This window comes from Runella zeae DSM 19591 (genome assembly GCF_000423565.1).
Classification (GTDB): Bacteria; Bacteroidota; Bacteroidia; order Cytophagales; family Spirosomataceae; genus Runella; species Runella zeae.
On sequence record NZ_KE384040.1, the window covers coordinates 97,834 to 116,131 of the forward strand.

General features: G+C 42.4%; 17 protein-coding genes. 11 read left to right on the forward strand and 6 right to left on the reverse strand.

The annotated features are described in order from the left end of the window. Positions 1-4: 4 nt before the first annotated feature. From G563_RS0126385 to G563_RS0126395, 3 genes are all read left to right on the forward strand, one after another. Positions 5-1,453 carry an ATP-binding protein gene (locus tag G563_RS0126385; RefSeq protein WP_028667976.1) on the forward strand — a complete coding sequence of 483 codons (1,449 nt, stop codon included), beginning with the start codon at positions 5-7 and terminating at the stop codon, positions 1,451-1,453. An 81-nt stretch (positions 1,454-1,534) separates the two neighbouring features. Beyond that, a complete protein-coding gene (gene bla, locus G563_RS0126390; protein WP_028667977.1) occupies positions 1,535-2,326 on the forward strand; it encodes a subclass B1 metallo-beta-lactamase in 792 nt (263 codons plus the stop codon). A gap of 27 nt (positions 2,327-2,353) precedes the next feature. Next, the gene (locus tag G563_RS0126395) at positions 2,354-3,433 is read left to right on the forward strand and encodes a serine hydrolase domain-containing protein (RefSeq protein ID WP_028667978.1); all 1,080 of its coding nucleotides are present in this window, start codon (positions 2,354-2,356) and stop codon (positions 3,431-3,433) included. Positions 3,434-3,507: 74 nt separating this feature from the next. On the opposite strand, the gene rpsJ is transcribed toward G563_RS0126395, so the two are convergent. Beyond that, complete coding sequence (gene rpsJ / locus G563_RS0126400) at positions 3,508-3,813, reverse strand: 30S ribosomal protein S10 (RefSeq protein WP_028522456.1); 306 nt, start codon at positions 3,811-3,813, stop codon at positions 3,508-3,510. Positions 3,814-3,941: 128 nt separating this feature from the next. Next, positions 3,942-6,050 carry an elongation factor G gene (fusA, locus tag G563_RS0126405; RefSeq protein ID WP_028667979.1) on the reverse strand — a complete coding sequence of 703 codons (2,109 nt, stop codon included), beginning with the start codon at positions 6,048-6,050 and terminating at the stop codon, positions 3,942-3,944. 279 nt (positions 6,051-6,329) lie between these two features. Between fusA and G563_RS0126410 the strand changes: the two genes are divergently transcribed. The 7 genes from G563_RS0126410 to G563_RS0126440 all read left to right on the forward strand — a co-directional run bounded on the left by G563_RS0126410 (position 6,330) and on the right by G563_RS0126440 (position 14,117). Next, positions 6,330-6,719, forward strand: coding sequence for an HIT family protein (locus G563_RS0126410; protein WP_028667980.1), 390 nt, complete (start codon positions 6,330-6,332; stop codon positions 6,717-6,719). Between the two features lie 16 nt (positions 6,720-6,735). Continuing rightward, positions 6,736-8,343, forward strand: a complete 1,608-nt coding sequence (locus G563_RS0126415) for an ArnT family glycosyltransferase (RefSeq protein WP_028667981.1) — start codon at positions 6,736-6,738, stop codon at positions 8,341-8,343. Between the two features lie 176 nt (positions 8,344-8,519). Further along, a complete protein-coding gene (locus G563_RS0126420; protein WP_028667982.1) occupies positions 8,520-9,524 on the forward strand; it encodes an NAD(P)/FAD-dependent oxidoreductase in 1,005 nt (334 codons plus the stop codon). A 2-nt stretch (positions 9,525-9,526) separates the two neighbouring features. Further along, a complete protein-coding gene (locus G563_RS0126425) occupies positions 9,527-9,844 on the forward strand; it encodes a 2Fe-2S iron-sulfur cluster-binding protein (protein ID WP_028667983.1) in 318 nt (105 codons plus the stop codon). Between the two features lie 715 nt (positions 9,845-10,559). Then, entirely contained in the window at positions 10,560-11,462 is a 903-nt protein-coding gene (rsmH, locus tag G563_RS0126430) for a 16S rRNA (cytosine(1402)-N(4))-methyltransferase RsmH (RefSeq protein ID WP_028667984.1), read from the forward strand. 46 nt (positions 11,463-11,508) lie between these two features. Next, positions 11,509-11,892 (forward strand): FtsL-like putative cell division protein, encoded by a 384-nt coding sequence (locus tag G563_RS0126435; RefSeq protein WP_028667985.1) that lies wholly within the window; start codon positions 11,509-11,511, stop codon positions 11,890-11,892. Positions 11,893-11,921: 29 nt separating this feature from the next. Continuing rightward, complete coding sequence (locus G563_RS0126440; RefSeq protein ID WP_028667986.1) at positions 11,922-14,117, forward strand: penicillin-binding transpeptidase domain-containing protein; 2,196 nt, start codon at positions 11,922-11,924, stop codon at positions 14,115-14,117. 49 nt (positions 14,118-14,166) lie between these two features. On the opposite strand, the gene G563_RS0126445 is transcribed toward G563_RS0126440, so the two are convergent. Beyond that, positions 14,167-15,039: a sugar phosphate isomerase/epimerase family protein gene (locus tag G563_RS0126445; protein ID WP_028667987.1), complete on the reverse strand. Its 873-nt coding sequence runs from the start codon at positions 15,037-15,039 to the stop codon at positions 14,167-14,169. 446 nt (positions 15,040-15,485) lie between these two features. Between G563_RS0126445 and G563_RS0126450 the strand changes: the two genes are divergently transcribed. After that, a complete protein-coding gene (locus tag G563_RS0126450; RefSeq protein ID WP_028667988.1) occupies positions 15,486-16,223 on the forward strand; it encodes a head GIN domain-containing protein in 738 nt (245 codons plus the stop codon). 205 nt (positions 16,224-16,428) lie between these two features. Here G563_RS0126450 and G563_RS0126455 read toward each other — a convergent pair whose 3' ends face one another. The 3 genes from G563_RS0126455 to G563_RS0126465 are packed head-to-tail and all read right to left on the reverse strand — an operon-like array spanning position 16,429 to position 18,279. Beyond that, a complete protein-coding gene (locus tag G563_RS0126455) occupies positions 16,429-17,190 on the reverse strand; it encodes a LytR/AlgR family response regulator transcription factor (protein ID WP_028667989.1) in 762 nt (253 codons plus the stop codon). A gap of 24 nt (positions 17,191-17,214) precedes the next feature. Then, positions 17,215-17,850, reverse strand: coding sequence for a sensor histidine kinase (locus G563_RS35950; protein ID WP_051211221.1), 636 nt, complete (start codon positions 17,848-17,850; stop codon positions 17,215-17,217). Beyond that, positions 17,851-18,279 (reverse strand): globin family protein, encoded by a 429-nt coding sequence (locus G563_RS0126465; RefSeq protein ID WP_037328280.1) that lies wholly within the window; start codon positions 18,277-18,279, stop codon positions 17,851-17,853. It lies immediately after the preceding gene. Between the last annotated feature and the right edge of the window lie 19 nt (positions 18,280-18,298).

Genomic DNA, 18,298 nt, shown 5'->3' on the forward strand with positions numbered 1-18,298 from the left:
AAATATGCAGAATTATAGCCTTATTCCTACCGAAAAAATAGTAGAGCGGCTACGATACGAAAACCCTTGGTGGATCAACAAAAGAATACCAGAAGTGTACAGTTCCATGGCAAAACGGCTATACTTTACTCTTTTTTACCCGTATGTAGTCGAAAAAAATGTACGTAGAGCTTTGGTACTTATGGGACCGAGGCGGGTAGGGAAAACTGTTATGTTATTTCATAGCATACAGCAACTACTGAGTGAGGAAGTGAATCCACAAAAAATCTTCTTCGTAGGCATAGACAACCCTATTTACCTACATATAAGCCTAGAAGATATTTTAGACCTTTGTAAAAAATCGCTTCACCTAAGCAACCTGGACGGCTGCTATGTTTTCTTTGACGAAATCCAATACCTCAAAGATTGGGAACGCCATTTGAAAGTATTGGTTGATTCGTTTCCCGCGACCAAATTTATTGTATCAGGGTCGGCAGCAGCTGCCCTAAAATGGCACAGTACCGAGAGTGGAGCAGGCCGATTTACCGATTTTATGCTGCCACCCCTCACTTTTCAAGAGTATATTCATCTAAAAAAAATGAACCATCTTATGTATGATGGCCATGTTGTGTATGGTGAAAATCAAGTGCCTTATTGCCTTACACATGATATAAAGGTGCTCAATAGAGAGTTTGTCCATTATTTGAATTTTGGAGGCTACCCTGAAGTAGTTTTGTCCGAAAAAATACAAAGTGATATGGGAAGGTACGTGAAAAACGACATTGTAGATAAAGTACTGTTGCGAGACTTACCAAGTCTGTACGGTATCAAAGATGTACAAGAACTAAACCGTTTTTTTACTTACATTGCCTATAACACGGGGAATGAATTTTCGTACGAAAGGATGAGTAAAGAAAGTGGCATACAGAAAGATACACTTAAAAAATACTTGGAATACCTTGAAGCGGCCTTTCTTGCCAAAGTGCTCAACAAGGTGGATGTCAATGCAAAACGACTACAAAGAGTGACAAGTTTTAAGGTCTATTTAACCAATCCTTCGTTGAGAACGGCGCTATTTTCACCTATTTCTGAAACTGACCAAGAAATGGGCAATATGGTGGAGACCGCCGTATTAGCGCAGTGGATGCACCGTGAGAAGCTTGACTTGACTTACGCTCATTGGAGAGAAGGTAAGACGGAGGGTGAGGTGGACTTAGTGTTGGTCGATGACAAAAAATACAAACCTGTGTGGGGAGTCGAAATAAAATGGAGTAATCGTTATTTTGAACGCCCCCAAGAACTAAAAAGCTTGATTCAGTTTTGTAAAGCCAATTTCTTCAAAAAAGCGTTGGTAACTTCGATTGACCAAACAGGGGTAAAAATGATAGATGAGCTTTGTTTATCGTTTATCCCTGCTTCCGTTTACTGCTACAATATTGGTGACATAACGCTCAAAATGAAACATGCAAGTTAGGGCTTAATTGGTGCGTTTTTTTTGACAAAAACACAATCAAATCAACGTCTAAGAGTTATAGTACAAACAATCCAATACGCCATGAAAACCGCCTTCAAAGCACTTCTACTGTTAAGTTTCCTTCTGCCTGCCTCGATGTGTATGGCTCAAAAAGGAAAAAGATTTAAGCCCAAAGAAGTGTATAAATCCAGCAGCTTGGTTATCACCCAAATAACCGAAAATACCTTTGAGCACACTTCCTTCAAACAAACCAATGATTTTGGCAATGTTCCTTGCAATGGCCTGATTGTCCGCAATGCGGACGAAGTCATCATTTTTGATACTCCCACCAACGATAAAACCTCACAAGAGTTGATAAAATGGGTAAACGAGGGACTAAGATGCCAAATCAAAGCCGTGATTCCTACTCATTTCCACGACGATAGCGCAGGGGGGCTAAAAGCGTTTGACGAACATCAAATTCCTTCGTATGCCTACGTGAGGACGATTGAACTCGCGAAAGTGAATAACTACGTACTCCCCAAAAATAGCTTTCAAGATTCGCTGGTCTTAAAAGTAGGCGCCGAAAAAGTAGTGGCGAAGTTTTTTGGAGAAGGCCACACCAAAGACAATGTGGTGGGGTATTTTCCGAGCGAAGACGTATTATTTGGAGGGTGTTTAATCAAGGAAAACAAAGCGAGCAAAGGATATTTGGGAGATGCCAACGTTGCAGATTGGTCAAATACGGTGGAAAAAATCAAAAACGCCTATCCTCATGTGAAGGTGGTTGTGCCCGGCCACGGTCAATACGGCAACCAAAAATTACTCGACTACACTAGCAGCTTGTTCGATACCCGAATGTTTGGAAGTAAGTTGTTTAAGAATAAACAATAAATACACCCTCTTTTTTCATTCTTCAAAATGAAATTCTTCTTCACTACCTCACTTTTATTTTGTTCGCTTTTTTGTATCGGACAAAAAACAGTTTCGTTTGCCGACTCCTTACGAAAAGTATATCATATTCCCGAAATTAGTTATGCGGTTGTCACTAGTAAAACCACGTTAGAAATCGCAGCCCTAGGCAAACATTCCACCGAGCTTCCCGACACGGCTACCCTCAATGATAGGTTTCATATTGGTTCTAATACCAAAGCAATGACTGCCTTCATCATTGCGAGCTATGTAGAAAAAGGGCGTTTAAAATGGACGAGTAAGTTTTTTGACGTTTTTCCCGAATGGCGGAAGGGAAGCAAGCCCGAGTATCTATCCATGACGCTGCAAGACTTATTGTCTCACAAAGCTGGTATCCAGCCTTTTCAGGGAGAAAATGACCCTGAAATTCCTGATTTTAAAGGGACAAATCAAGAAAAAAGAAAACAGTTTGGACGATTTGTGCTGACGGTGGAAGCGGTAAAATTGGACGAAACGACCCCCTTCGTCTATTCCAATGCAGGCTATACGTTAGCCACCTTGATGGTGGAAAGAGCAACAAACATGAGCTGGGAACAATTGGTTGAGAAAGTATTTAATAAAGACCTAAAAATAAACGTACAGTTGTCTTGGCCCGAAAATCAAAAGCATAAAGATACGTGGGGGCACCGCACTGAAAATGGGAGGCTGACGCCTGTCCCCTCAACGGCCGATTTTCATTTAGATTTTACCGAACCTGCTGGAGACATCAACCTCAACCTGCGGGATTACATCAGGTTTATACAGTTAAATTTAGAAGGTCTTGCGGGGCGCAACAATTATTTGAAAGCTGAAACGTACCGTTTTCTTCACAAAGGCATTCCCAACTATTCGATGGGTTGGTACAATATCTACGAAAACAACAAAGAGCTTTCCACCCACTCAGGGACGGTAGGAACGTATTACACCCTAGTTCACATTGACAGGATAAACAACATAGCTTACATCATTTTTACCAATGCGTTCAATGACGATACACGGCAGGGAGTAAGGCTATTAATGAGAAAATTAAAAGAGAACTACGGTAGCTGAGAAGTAATTTCCTCCAAAAACAACAAAAGCCGACTCTTTGCAGAGCCGGCTTTTTGAATTGGAAACCTTAGTCATTAAACTTTAATTTCGACATCAACACCACTAGGCAATTCAAGTTTCATCAAAGCATCTACGGTTTTGGCGCTTGACGAATGAATATCAATCAGACGCTTGTAGGTGCAAAGTTGGAATTGCTCACGCGATTTTTTGTTCACGTGGGGTGAACGCAACACCGTGTAGATTTGCTTCTCAGTAGGCAATGGAATAGGGCCGCTTACGACAGCACCTGTTGATTTCACCGCCTTCACGATGCGGTCAGCCGATTTGTCCACCAAGTTGTGGTCAAATGACTTCAATTTGATACGAATTTTTTGGTTCATTGTAATTTTTGCTGGCTCTAATTGTATTATTTTTCCCGTCGAAAGAGCCATTTACTCCGAAGGGAAATAGCTCCTCTCCCAAAGAGAAGCTATTTATTTTAATCCCAAAAGGGACGGTTTATCAGGGACTAACCTTTTGACTTTGCAATTACGGCTTCGGCCAAGTTGTTTGGCAAGAATTCGTAGTGAGAGAAAGTCAAGTTGGCAGTAGCACGACCTGACGACATCGTACGAAGGTCGGTTACATAACCAAACAACTCCGACAAAGGTACATCAGCTTTGATAACTTGGGCACCCGCGCGTGAGTCCATACCTTTCATGATACCACGACGACGGTTTAGGTCACCTGTGATAGGACCGGTGTACTCTTCAGGGGTTAAAACTTCAACCGCCATGATAGGCTCCAACAATTTCGGACCGGCTTGACGAGCAGCTTCTTTGAAGCCCAATTTCGCGGCCAATTCGAAAGAAAGTGAATCGGAGTCAACATCGTGGTAAGAACCGTGGAACAAACGCACTTTCATGCTTTCCAATTGGTATCCTGCCAAAGGCCCGTTGGACATCGCTGCTTCGAAGCCTTTTTGTACAGGTTGGATAAATTCGCGAGGAATAGCACCACCTACTACTTCATTTACAAACTGAAGACCTTTTTTAGGCTCTTGACCTTGTTCGTGATCGTCACGTGGCCCGAGTTCAAATACGATATCGGCAAATTTACCACGACCACCCGTTTGTTTCTTATAAACTTCACGGTGCTCAACGTTTTTGGTAATAGCTTCTTTGTAAGCTACTTGTGGCGCACCTTGGTTTACTTCCACTTTGAACTCACGACGCATACGGTCGATGATGATTTCTAAGTGAAGCTCACCCATTCCTTTGATGATAGTCTGACCTGTCTCTTCGTTAGATTCTACTTGGAGGGTAGGATCTTCTTCGATAAGTTTACCGATTGCCTTAGAGAAGTTGTCTTGGTCAGCAGTTTTCTTAGGTTCAATCGCGTACCCGATTACTGGATCAGGGAATACCATTGATTCAAGAATGATTGGGTTTTTCTCATCAGAAAGGGTATCACCGGTTTTAATATCTTTAAAACCTACTACCGCTCCGATGTCTCCCGCTTCCAAACGCTCAATGGCATTTTGCTTATTGGCGTGCATTTGGAAGATACGCGAAATCCGCTCTTTGTTTTCTGAACGGTTGTTCAAAATATAAGAACCTGCTTCTAGTACGCCAGAATAAGCACGAATAAAACACAAACGACCTACGTAAGGGTCAGTAGCGATTTTGAACGCTAGAGCAGAGAAAGGCTCATCTACGCTTGGTTTACGAGCGATTTCTTCTCCTGTATTAGGGTTGGTTCCTTTGATGCTTTCTTTGTCGACTGGTGAAGGCAATAGCGCCATCACGTAGTCAAGCATGGTTTGTACACCTTTGTTTTTGAAAGAAGAACCACAAAGCATTGGTACGATTTTCATATCGATCGTAGCGGCACGCAAGGCAGTCAAGATTTCGTCTTCGGTGATTGAATCTGGATCTTCGAAGTATTTTTCCATCAACGACTCGTCGTATTCTGCCACTGCTTCGAGGAGTTTTTCGCGCCATTCGGCTGCTTCTTCCTTCATATCGTCAGGGATAGGTACGATTTCGTAAGTCATGCCTTTGTCATGCTCGTTCCAAATCATACCACGGTTGTTGATCAAGTCAACCACCCCTTTGAATTGGTCTTCTGCACCAATAGGCAATTGCAAAGGTACAGCATAGCTACCGAGCATTTCTTTAACTTGCTTGCATACGTTCAAGAAGTCAGCACCAGAGCGGTCCATTTTGTTGACGAATCCTAAACGAGCTACGTTATAGTTGTTGGCCAAACGCCAGTTAGTTTCAGATTGAGGCTCCACCCCGTCTACTGCACTAAACAAAAACACAAGACCATCTAATACGCGGAGTGAACGGTTTACTTCTACCGTAAAGTCAACGTGACCTGGAGTATCAATGATGTTGATATGGTACTTGTTATCTCTCCATTTCCAATCTACTGTTGTAGCGGCAGATGTAATAGTGATACCGCGTTCTTGCTCTTGCGCCATCCAGTCCATCGTTGCTGCACCATCGTGCACTTCTCCGATTTTGTGGCTTACCCCTGCGTAATAAAGAATCCGCTCCGTTGTGGTGGTTTTACCAGCATCAATGTGAGCAGCAATCCCAATGTTTCTTGTGAATTTTAAATCACGTGCCATGGTTTTTGTGATTGTTATTGAATCTGTTAAGTCTAAATTGCTTAAATTGTGGTGATAAGGCGGGCGGTTTTGCCTCAGAATTAGGCATATACGCACAAATTATGGTACCATTCTGAAAATCAGAGCGCAAAATTAGAGGTTTTGCATCGGAAAACCAAACTTAGATTTATACAAATTTGCGGGAAGTGGGTTTTGTTGAGGCACTTACTTTGGCTGACTGAGGAAAGTTCGTAAATTGCCACCACTAATTTCATTGCTAACATTCTTTTACTAATTCTTATGCCTTCTATATTCAGCCGTATCGTCGATGGTGAAATCCCTTCTCACAAAATTGCCGAAACCGACGAATTCCTAGCGTTTTTAGATGTTTTCCCTTGTGCGCCTGGACATACCTTGGTCATTACAAAAAAAGAGGTTGATTATATTTTTGATCTGGAGGATGAGCTATACGAAGGACTGATGAAGTTTTCGAAACAAGTGGCGGCAGCCGTCGAAAAAGCAATTCCTTGTAAGCGTATCGGCGTAGCGGTGGTGGGATTGGAAGTGCCGCATGTGCATGTGCATTTGATTCCACTCAATAGCATGGCCGACATGAACTTCAACAATAAACTCAAAATGAGCCAAGGGGAACTTGCCGAAATCGCCGCTCAAATTCGTGCCAAACTCTAATTCTTGATACTAACTGATGAGTATTCCCAAAAGGGTTGACAAATGGGCGGTTGTCGTATTTTTTCTAGGTTATTTTTTAGTAGGGCTGTTGTCTTTTCGAGACTATGGTATTTCGTTTGATGAGCTTGTCAATCGTGGCAATGCTGTCGTATCGGCGCAGTACCTTACCGAATTGGCAGGAATAAAAGCCGATGCTTCAAACAACATTCCTAAGCTACACCAATACCGCGACAAAGATTATGGGGTAGTGTTTGAGTTGCCACTGCTCTTGGCCGAAAAAGCTCTTCGCCTCAATACTGACAATAAAAGCCAAGCTCTTTTCTATTTTAGGCATTTTTGTACTTTTTTGGTCTTTTTTGTGGGTGTTTTTTTCTTCTTCTTGACGGCTTATCGCTGGCTCAAAAATACCTACGTTGCGCTTGTTGGTACTACTTTTTTGATACTGACACCGCGTATTTTTGCCGAATCATTCTACAATGGAAAAGATGTAGTGTGTTTGGCTTTCTTTATGATTGCTACTTATTTTCTGATAGAGTTTGTGCGGTATCGTCGGTTCTGGGATGGGGTTTGGTTGGCGTTTTTTACGGCGGTCTCTATCAACATGCGCCCCACTGGGCTGATTTTGCCAGTAGTTGCTATGGGTTGGCTGGTCATAGACGGGGTACAAATTCCTTCTTTACGTCGCCCAATCTTGCGCCTAGGAGCGATTCAGCTAGGACTCGTAGTGGTTTTTACGGTGGCATTGTGGCCTTATTTATGGGAAAACCCCATCGCTCATTTTGGACAAGTCTTGCAAAATATGAGCAAATTTCGCTTTACTTTTCCTGTGTTATTTTTGGGAAAAAGCACTCCTGCGCCCCAACTGCCCCGTTATTATGCCATGGTATATGTACTAATCACTACCCCGATTGTTTATTTATTACTCTGGGTGGTGGGCGGTTTTCGTATCATTCAAAATACCCTAAAAGACATTCGCAACATAGGGCTTCATCGGGAAGCTATTACTTTTTTAGGGCTAAGTGTAGGCCCTTTTGTGGCAGTAGCACTTCTGCATTCGGTACTCTACGACGGTTGGCGGCAGTTGTACTTTGCCTATGGTGCTTTTATGTTGGTAGCGATGAGAGGGCTCGTTTATCTTACTGATGAAATCTCCCTATCGAGATGGCTAAAAACTTCTCTGATAGTAGTCACTTCTTTTTATATTCTATATATTGGTTGGTGGATGTACCAAAACCATCCCTATCAAAATGTCTATTTTAATACCTTAGCTCCTAAGCCGATTGCTTCTCATTTTGAGAGAGATTATTGGGGACTGTCGTACCGGCAAGCGTTGGAATATATCGCCGCGCACGACAATCGACCTCATCTTGAGGTCATTGCTAACTTAAAGCCTGGCTATCTCAATCAGATGATGCTGAGTGAAAGCGCTAAGAAAAGAATTCACTGTGAGCATATCACTCCCGAAGAAAGAAAGCAAAAGAAGGCTTCGGAATTGGAGTGTGACTATTTTATTACAGAATACCGTTATGCCCCTAGCCCTTTTCCTTATGAAAAAGAACTCTATTCAATTGAAGTAGACGGTTTCAAAATCATGTCGGTATTTGACGGAAAAATAAAGAAATAATGCCTCTTGTTTCTGTTTTTCATAACTAAAAGTAATCATAGATAAGATTTTATGATTGGCGCTTGATATGCCCTTGGGCTACATTTGTTGCCATGAAATGATTGAAAGTCACAAATAAGCACTTTTGTCAGGCTTTCTACCTTTAATTTCTTATTCATTGAAAATTACTAATAGTTATGATTTTAACTGATATTTGTATCATAGGTGCTGGTCCTGTTGGGCTATTTAGTGTTTTTGAAGCGGGGCTTCTCAAGATGCGTTGCCACTTAATCGACGCGTTGCCACAGGTAGGAGGGCAGCTTTCTGAGATTTATCCCCAAAAACCTATTTATGATATTCCAGGGTATCCTACTATCAAGGCACAAGAACTGATTGATAACCTAATGGCTCAAATAGCTCCTTTTAAGCCCAGTTTTACTTTGGGTGAAAGAGTAGAGGCAATCGAGCGTCAAGAAGATCAATCTCTGATTGTCAAAACTTCTGATGGCACCTTGGTACATACCAAAGTAGTGGTGATTGCAGGGGGGCTAGGTTGTTTTGAGCCGCGTAAGCCCGAAATCGCTGACTTGGAGACTTTTGAGGGGAAAGGTGTCGCGTATATGGTTAAAAACCCTGAATTATTTAGAGACAAACATATTGTGTTGGCGGGGGGAGGTGACTCTGCCTTAGACTGGACAGCTTACTTGTCGGAGGTAGCTAAGACTACGACCCTTATTCATAGAAGTGATACTTTTAGAGGTGCTCCCGACTCGGCCGAAAAGGTGTTTGAATTGGCCGGAAAAGGCAAGATTAACTTGATTTTGCAATCCAACGTAGTGAGTTTACAGGGCAATGGCCACTTGAAGGAGGTAATCGTAGTAGGCAAAGACAAGGCCCAGCGAGCGATTCGTTCAGATTATTTTATTCCACTTTTTGGACTCAGCCCTAAGCTAGGGCCTATTGCAGATTGGGGACTCAATATTAGTAAATCGGCTATTGAGGTTGATACCTTCGATTACTCTACCAACGTCGAACGTATCTATGCTATTGGTGATATCAATACTTATCCCGGAAAACTCAAATTGATTTTGACGGGATTTCACGAAGCAGCGATGATGTGCCAAAGTGCTTTCAAGTACGTATACCCCAATCAGCACCTTAGTTTCAAATATACCACCGTCAACGGTGTTAATGCTTTTTAATCATGATACAATTTACCGTAGAAGATAGAGTAGGTCAGCGGCAAGACCTCGAAATCCCCGAAGGAATCGGGCTAAATCTCATGGAAGTCCTCAAGGCTTCCGAATACCACATCTTGGCTACGTGCGGAGGTATGGCTTTGTGCGCTACTTGTCACGTAGAAGTACTCAACGGCGGAGACAATCTTCCGCCCGTCAATGATGCCGAATTGGATATTCTAGATACCCTTCCTGCGGCTACTTCCTGTAGTCGTTTGGCGTGTCAGCTGCGAGTGGATGAATCAATGATCGGTGCAGTATTCAAAATAGTGGGAGAAGAATAAAAATTTCGGTTTTAACTTGTAATCCCCTCCTATGAGTCATTGCCAAATGGGATGATTCCTAAAAAACCTTCTGATTTGTGTTTGAGTGGAGATGCGCTCCCAAATACAAACAGAAGGTTTTTTTTATGTGTATGATAGCTATCTTTTTACAAAAATTTTTTCCTTAAGCTATTGTTTTGACTTCTCCGAAGTCGTTTGTTTTGGGTGGGGACGTGTTAACTACAAATGTTGTGCCTCTCCGAGGCAGAATGTGAAAATGCCGCTGAGGAAGAGAAGGTTGGGAGAAGCTTAATCTTTGTAGGATGAGGTTTTTAGCTTCGCAACAAGGACTTCGGAGAAGTCAAACAAAAATCTTTTTGATAACAAATTTTGAGCTTCTGATTCTAGCGACTATATGTTAGTTGTTCCTACGCTTTCCAACCTTCGGGATAATTCTTTGATAAGAAACGGTTCTTATAAGTCTTTCTTTTTGAAGTAGTTTTAAAATTTTCCCTCAAAAAGAAAAAAATACCTATCTTAGAGTTGAGACGAAATTTCTATCTTTGTCATACGAGAATATACTGTCGTTATCCCCTTTGAAAATACAATCAATTGTCCGTTCGTCGTTAATTTGACGAATACTACCCCTTGTCTCGTCAAGTTCGTTATTTTTGCGCGCCCCAAGCCGTAAGGCGAGGCGTTGTTTGAAATTGACAGAGTAATATTAATCTAAAAAATGTATCATAATCCGGTATTATTGGACGCCTGTGTAGATGGATTGAATATTCATCCAGAAGGTATCTATGTGGATGTCACTTTTGGGGGGGGAGGCCACTCAAAGGCCATTTTATCTCGCCTTGGTGATAAGGGGCGCCTGTTTGGTTTTGATCAAGACCCAGATGCTAAGCTCAATGCGCAGGCTATTGATGATAAGCGTCTTACGTTTGTGGATGCCAATTTTCGATTGCTTCAAAAATACCTCCGTTTGTACGGGCTAAGGCAAGTAGATGGGATTTTGGGAGATTTGGGGGTTTCGTCGCATCAGTTTGATACGCCCGAGCGCGGTTTTTCGACGCGATTTGATGCGCAACTTGATATGCGCATGAATCCGCGTGGTGGGCTGAGTGCTCGCGAATTGGTAAATACGTATTCGGCAGAAGAGCTACATCGGATATTGGGTATGTATGGGGAGCTACAAAACGCCAAAACCGCAGCGGCAGCTATCGTGGCAGCAAGAGCCAATCAGCCCATCGAAACGGTCAATGATCTAAAGCAAAGCTTACAGCGCTATGCTCCTCGTGGTAAAGAAAACAAATATTTTGCCCAGGTATTTCAGGCATTGCGCATAGAGGTAAACGATGAAATGGGAGCTTTGCAAGAATTTTTGACCCAAGCTGCCGAAGTCCTCAAACCTTCAGGAAGATTGGTAGTGATGTCTTATCATTCTTTGGAAGACCGACTGGTGAAAAATTTTATCGGAAAAGGAAAGTTTTATGGAGAAGTGGAAAAAGATCTCTTTGGAAATGACCTCAAACCGCTTCAATCCATCACTCGTAAACCCCTCGAAGCCTCACCAGAGGAGATTGCCCAAAACCCACGGGCGCGAAGTGCTAAACTGCGGATTGCCGAAAAATTATAAATTTTAAATAAACATTACTCTAACCCTTTTTTAAACACTCAAGCAAATGGCTGTCAACGTATTAAATGCGCAAAAGAAACCCCGTAAGACGAGTGCTAACAATAGCAAGGTACTGACTTGGGTAGGTCAGTGGTTTAATGTGGAGAAACTGATTGGCGGTAAAGAATTTCCGGTTCATTATTTAGACCGCGCTCTATTTTTACTAGGATTGGGGTTAGTGGTTATATTTTGTCGTATCAATGCTGAGCGCCAAATGCGACACATGCGCAAAGCCAATGAAGAAGTCAATAACCTTCGTGCTGCTTACACCATTTTGAAAGCAAATTATATGAAAATGGGAAAACAGTCAGAACTAGCCCCCAAAGTCGAAAAGCTTGGTCTCAAAGAAAGCCGCATTACTCCGCAGAGAATTGAGGTCAAAAACCCTTAGAGATTATAAACATTTAACTGCCTTAACCCATGATAAAGAGACCTAAAAACATCAGAGACGATATTTTGCAGCGCTCATGGCTCATTACGGCGGGCCTGATAGCACTAGGGATTTTTGTGATTTATCGGATATTTTATATCCAACATTATGCTCTTTATAAAGGCAAACCTTGGATAGATTATATGTCAAAGACGGTCAGGATTGATACCATTCCGGCCATGAGAGGCAATATCTACTCCAATGATGGTAGCTTGATTGCTACTTCTTTGCCCTATTTTGAAGTATCTATCGACCCTTCGGTTGCAGATAGTACCTACTTCTATACCAGAGTAGATTCGTTGGCTACTCTTTTTGCGAGTACTTTTAAGCAAAAAAGTAAAGAGGAATATCGGCGCGAATTGGTTTTTGCGCGGCATGAGTATGAAAAAAATGCTAGAAAGGGCAATCGAAATATCCGTTTGATCAAGCGTAAAATTACTTACCGCGAATACGACATCATTCTCAACCAAACCTTCAAAAGCTATCGTATCACCAAAGAAGGTAAGCGCGAACCCGTTTCTTGGAATGGATGGCCGTTTTTCAGGAGATTTGCTTCTACAGGACGTAGCAAAGGAGGTAAGCTTACGATTTCTTATGAAAGATATAATCCTTTTGGCTCTCTAGCAGAGCGTACCATTGGGTATCTGGATAGAGGTACTAGACGGGGGCTAGTGGGTATCGAAGCGAGCTTTGACAAAAAACTTGCTGGAGCGCCGGGAGTAGGTCTTTTTAGAGTGCTAGACGACCAAACTTTCATGCCCAACGAAGATGATGCGGGCTTGCAACCTATCAACGGCTATGATTTGCATACTACGCTAGACGTTAATTTTCAGGACATTGCCGAGACCGCCCTCCGAAATACCCTTCAACGCTATAAAGCTTCGCACGGTTGTGTAATCGTGATGGAGGTACAGACGGGCGAAATCAGAGCCATTGCGAATCTTTCCAGATACGGCGATTCGACTTACCGCGAAACCTACAATCATGCCTTGGCAGGACGTGCCAATCCAGGGTCTACTTTTAAGTTGGCTACTATGCTAGCGGGATTTGAGGAAGGGTTGCCGTTACAGAAAGTATACCATACAGGTGATGGAGTAGTCAAATATAGCACTGCTACTATCCGAGATACCAAACGAACCGGTCATGGGAGTATTACGGCTCAACAAGTGTTTGAAAAATCCTCCAACGTGGGAGTACACTTGATAATGAAAGATTATTTTTATGCCAATCCTGCCAAATACTTAGGTTACCTCAAGCGCTTTCATTTACGAGAAAGCACTCAAATTCAGATGCTAGGCGAGCCGACTCCAAAGGTACGCACTCCTTCTGATAAGTTGTGGAGCAAAACTTCATTGACTTACATGAGTTATGGATATGAATCTGAAGTGACACCCTTGCAGATGTTGGCTTTTTACAATGCTATCGCCAATGATGGCTATTGGGTAAAGCCAATTTTAGTGAAACAAATAAAGCAGGCCGATGAGATTATTCAGGAGATTTTGCCCACCAAAAGTGCCGAAAAAATAGCTTCTGAAAATTCGCTGCGCAAAGCAAGACTTATCTTGGAAGGGGTAGTGGAGCGAGGTACGGCTACCAATATCCGAAACCCAAACTGCAAAATTGCGGGTAAGACAGGCACTGCCCAAAAGCTCGTAAATGGTCGCTATGTGCCAGGGCTTTATAATACCTCCTTTATAGGGTATTTCCCGGCCAATGCCCCTAGGTATACTTGCCTAGTAATGGTGGATAGTCCGCGTGGATTTAGTATGGAACAATTGTATGCAGGAAGTGTGGCCGCTCCAGTTTTCAAAGAAGTGGCCGACCGGATTATTGGATACGATATTACGATGCATCCGCCTTTGACCAACAAAAAAAATAAAACTTCCGAAATGTCGCGTCAGCTGCGAGCAGGTCATGCCGAAGACTTAAGGATTATTTCGGAAGAAATGGACATAGAATCGCCAGTCAATGTAGACGGGTGGGTGGAAGCCAGAAAAGCGAGTGAAGGCGTGAAATGGGAAAATCGTGATGCTGACCCCAATAAGCTCCCAAATTTGAAAGGAATGACGCTGCGAGATGCCCTCTATTTATTGGAAAATCATGGCTTTAAGGTAAAATACCAAGGCAAAGGCAAGGTGGCTTCCTATGAATATAAACAGGGTTTTTATCATCTCATTCTCACCTAAAAGTAGCTATAAAGTTGATAAAAGGGGGCTTGAAAAGCCCCCTTTGCTTTTATCCCCATTTTGCTTTTTGGATATTCTCCATGCTTATCTTGACACTTTCGAGGGGAGGGCGTTTGCACACGTCTTGTTCTACGAAATAATGTTTAAGCCCTGCTTTCTTGGCGTGTTTAAACAACGCCCCGAAGTCAATACTGCCTAATCCTACTTCGGCAAATTCTTTTTCGGGGGTATTGGCCATGTCTTTGAGGTGCCAAAGTGGGAAGCGCCCAGGATAATTATTAAAATATTCAACGGCCTGTTCGTTGGCTTTGGCTACCCAATACAAATCAATCTCCATGAGGATATTGGTATTTTTCAATAACAAATCATAGGGTTTCTGACCATCTACTTTTTGGGTAAACTCAAAGTCATGGTTGTGGTAGCCAAATTCTAGTCCTGCTTTTTTTACGACTTCTTGGCCTTTGTTGAGTTGATCTATGAGTTGTTTATAATCTTCGGGTTTGCGCTCGTCGTCAAACAAATAGGCAATCACGGCGTATTTTTGTCCAATAGCTGCGGCATCATCTACTACTTTTTCCCAGTTTCTGATGAGTCCATCTGCATTGCCCATGGCTTTGCTTCTACCTGTAAGATAATGCCCACTGATTGCTTCTAAGCCATTGTCTTTTAAGATTTTGAGGTATTCGGTAGGGGTTTTTCCAAAAAACTTCCCTTGTCCATACCCAAAGTTTTCTACTTTTTTGTATCCTAGTTTGGCTACTTCGGCCAATACTTTTTCAATGCCTTCTTTCTGGATGTCGTTGCGAAGTGTATAAAGCTGTAGCCCTACCGACTTAGCGTTGGGATTGGCTTGCGCCTGAATGCCGAGCAGTGCCAATGCACTCATGCTAGCGGTTTGTTGTAGGAAGATTCTACGGTTCATTGGTGATAATTTAAGGGATTGATAAATAGGTTAATAAATAAAAAACGAAATAAAGGGGAGATGAAAATCTGGTTTTGGGAAAAAGGGACTACACCTCGCTACTTCTGTCGGACGCAAATGTAACTAGAATGTATTTGGAACATAACAGTTTTTTGTAGTCTTTATTTTAGGTAAGTATATAGAAGTATATAAAGAAAGTAAGGCTGATTGAAACGAAAGAGTTGACTTCTAAAATGGTGTAATGAAGAAAGCGCAAACTTAGTATACCTAATAATAACTTTTCTTAAGCTGTTTTTTGAGGGAGAAAATTCCCGACCTAAAGTATGTAAGTCAAATAGTTTTAAGCAATGAATATTTGGAACGAAAAGAAAACATTATTGATATGCAACATATCGTATCGAAATAACATCTTTTAGAAAAACAAAACTACAACTGATATAAAAACCATGAAAACTAGTCCTTTTATCCGATTCTCTTCTGTGGTCTTTGCGAGTATTTTTATGCTGTTTGCTTGCTCTTTTTCTTCCGAAAATGCCAACCATGGCCAAGATGACGAGCGTACTTCGCGTACTTTAAATCACAAGGGATTTGAACGCTTATCGCTTGGAAGCGCCTTTGAAATCATCGTCACCAAAGGCAACTATTCCGTCAAACTCGAAGGCCGTCGCGAAGATCTCGACGATTTGGAATCGGCGGTAGTAGGCGATAAACTTCGGATTCGCTACAAAGATTCCTTCAATTGGAACCGTAACCGCAAAAAAGTAACCGTTACGATTTCGATGCCTACTCTCAAAGGCCTTGACCTCTCAGGTGCTACCAATTCAAAGGTATCGGGTTTCAATGATTTAGGAACCCTCGATTTGGATATTTCGGGAGCCTCTAAGTCTGATATTCAGGTAAAAGCCCAAAAAATCATCATGGATGTTTCGGGAGCCTCTACTATCACATTGGTAGGGTCGGCGCAACGTTTAGAAGGTGATATTTCGGGTGCTACTTCGTTGAGAGCGTATGATTTTCCGGTGAAAGAAGCGATTTTGGATGTATCAGGTGCGAGCAGTATTCGCGTAAGTGTCAATGGCAAACTCGACGTAGAAGCAAGCGGCGCTAGCAATGTGCGCTATCGTGGTACGGCCTCTGTCCGCTCCAATACCTCAGGCGCAAGCTCTGTAAGAAGCGAATCATAGTCAAACAACGCAGTTAGCGCTCAAAGCGCTGACTGCGTTTCCGTTTCGTGCGCACGCCCTGCAAGAAGGGAATCATAGTCAAACAACGCAGCAAATAACGCAGTTAGCGCTCAAAGCACTGCCTGCGTTTACCCCTCAGGTGCAAGCTCTGTAAGAAGCGAATCATAGTCAAACAACGCAGTTAGCGCCTGAGTTTAGGGTACTCCTAGCGATCAATCCAACGTTTAAAAACCGGGGCTTTTTCGCGGCTTATTTCTACTTCAGGCACATGCTGATTTTTTAGTTTTACATACAGCTTTCCAGAAGTATCGCCTTTATAGCTTTCTATGGCACGTTGATTGATGATTTGACGACGCCCTGCCCTGAAAAACTCCAAAGGATTGAGAATATCTTCGATTTCGTCGAGCGTATTTTGCTCCGCTACGTATTTTTGCCCGTCGTGGGTTACTACATAAATTACTTGGTCAAGATAAAACACATCGATATCGTTGAGCATAATCGGCAACGACGCATTTCGGTGCTGCACGATGAGTTTTTCTTTATAGATTCTATTTTGGTGCGAAGGGTGATTGACCAGCGATTGTAACAGCTCATTGGAAATAGTGGCGTTTTTTTGGAGAGCTTTAAATTTCTCTAAAGCGCGGATAAGATCCTCTTCATCAATGGGTTTTAGTAAATAATCAATGCCGTTTACCTTAAATGCTTTGATGGCGTATTCGTCGTAGGCTGTGGCAAATATGATGGGGCATTTGATGTCGAAATAGTTGAACAAATCAAAGCTGATACCGTCTGAAAGCTGAATATCCATAAACAACAAATCAGGCTCGGCGTTTTGCATAAACCACCTACGAGCAGTTTTGACACTGTGTAATATATCCAAAACTTCTACTTGGGGGGCAATGTCCTTCAGCATTCGTTGCAGCTGTTCGGCGATGAGGATTTCGTCTTCAACAATTAAAACTTTCATGGTTAGGGTGTTGAGGGAGTGGTTCTAAGATTCTTTATTCAAAAGCGGTACAATGACCCTAAAAGTACTTTCGGTTTGTTCGATAGTAAGTGGAGCAGTCGATAAGTAATTATACAGATTGCCTAAGCTTTGGAGGGTTTCTTGTCGTTTTGCTTCTAAAATTTGTTTTTTCTGTAGGTTGTTTTCTACGACTAGTGTATACCCCACCACTTCGATGCTGATGCAGAGCGGAGAGTCAGGATCGGTGATGTTGTGACGGGTGGCGTTTTCGATTAATATCTGTAAAACTGCGGGTACGATTTGGGTCTGAAGCACTTTAGAGCTAGGAGTTTTGAGGTGAATTTGGAGTCCCTTTCCAAATCGTGTTTGTAACAAATCGGCATAGTCTTTAATAAAGCTCAGTTCGTCGGCCAAAGCTACTAGGGGTGTTTCGCGAGTGGAAAGTATATAGCGATACACCCGCGTGAGCTGACTCAAAAACTTGACAGCAAGGCGTGGGTCACTATGAATGAGGCTCTCCAAAGTAGCGAGGCTATTGAAGAGAAAGTGAGGATTGAGTTGACTGACCAAATTCTGATATTTGACATCAGAATTGATAATGTCGAAAGAATACTCACGGGCCTTGCCGGGGGCGATAGGTATTTTGGCGCGGCGATTCATTCAGGCATCGGTTTTGGAGTAGGCCGCTTCTATCATTACACTCGACATCAGTTGGTACACTTCTTCCCAGGCTTGGCGAATATCAGGCGTGAACTCATCTTTCAGGATTTCTTCCAATGTCCACATGAAAGACTCACTCACAGAGGCATACTGTGAAGCCTCAACGCCATATTTGATATGTCTTTTTCCTAAATCCTGAAGGAGTGGTATAAGCTCATCAAGATTATCTAATGAGCATACAGCAAAACTAATAACCTGAAAAAGTTTGATTCCTTGGGTTTGGAGATCACTTTTAAAGAGGGGCTTTGCTTCGGGCAATATCTCAAATAATCGTTGATAGAATAGTTGAGCGGCGCGTTCGGCACGGGATACTATCCGAGCAAAGCTGGTTTGGATAAGCTTTTTTTGTTGGGGTTCGATATTATTCATAGTTCTTTAAGGAGGTTCG

Bases quoted from the DNA above. Each gene is read 5' to 3' on its own strand.
- G563_RS0126385 (WP_028667976.1), top strand. From the start codon at position 5: ATGCAGAATTATAGCCTTATTCCTACCGAAAAAATAGTAGAGCGGCTA.
- bla (WP_028667977.1), top strand. From the start codon at position 1,535: ATGAAAACCGCCTTCAAAGCACTTCTACTGTTAAGTTTCCTTCTGCCT.
- G563_RS0126395 (WP_028667978.1), top strand. From the start codon at position 2,354: ATGAAATTCTTCTTCACTACCTCACTTTTATTTTGTTCGCTTTTTTGT.
- rpsJ (WP_028522456.1), bottom strand. From the start codon at position 3,813: ATGAACCAAAAAATTCGTATCAAATTGAAGTCATTTGACCACAACTTG.
- fusA (WP_028667979.1), bottom strand. From the start codon at position 6,050: ATGGCACGTGATTTAAAATTCACAAGAAACATTGGGATTGCTGCTCAC.
- G563_RS0126410 (WP_028667980.1), top strand. From the start codon at position 6,330: ATGCCTTCTATATTCAGCCGTATCGTCGATGGTGAAATCCCTTCTCAC.
- G563_RS0126415 (WP_028667981.1), top strand. From the start codon at position 6,736: ATGAGTATTCCCAAAAGGGTTGACAAATGGGCGGTTGTCGTATTTTTT.
- G563_RS0126420 (WP_028667982.1), top strand. From the start codon at position 8,520: ATGATTTTAACTGATATTTGTATCATAGGTGCTGGTCCTGTTGGGCTA.
- G563_RS0126425 (WP_028667983.1), top strand. From the start codon at position 9,527: ATGATACAATTTACCGTAGAAGATAGAGTAGGTCAGCGGCAAGACCTC.
- rsmH (WP_028667984.1), top strand. From the start codon at position 10,560: ATGTATCATAATCCGGTATTATTGGACGCCTGTGTAGATGGATTGAAT.
- G563_RS0126435 (WP_028667985.1), top strand. From the start codon at position 11,509: ATGGCTGTCAACGTATTAAATGCGCAAAAGAAACCCCGTAAGACGAGT.
- G563_RS0126440 (WP_028667986.1), top strand. From the start codon at position 11,922: ATGATAAAGAGACCTAAAAACATCAGAGACGATATTTTGCAGCGCTCA.
- G563_RS0126445 (WP_028667987.1), bottom strand. From the start codon at position 15,039: ATGAACCGTAGAATCTTCCTACAACAAACCGCTAGCATGAGTGCATTG.
- G563_RS0126450 (WP_028667988.1), top strand. From the start codon at position 15,486: ATGAAAACTAGTCCTTTTATCCGATTCTCTTCTGTGGTCTTTGCGAGT.
- G563_RS0126455 (WP_028667989.1), bottom strand. From the start codon at position 17,190: ATGAAAGTTTTAATTGTTGAAGACGAAATCCTCATCGCCGAACAGCTG.
- G563_RS35950 (WP_051211221.1), bottom strand. From the start codon at position 17,850: ATGAATCGCCGCGCCAAAATACCTATCGCCCCCGGCAAGGCCCGTGAG.
- G563_RS0126465 (WP_037328280.1), bottom strand. From the start codon at position 18,279: ATGAATAATATCGAACCCCAACAAAAAAAGCTTATCCAAACCAGCTTT.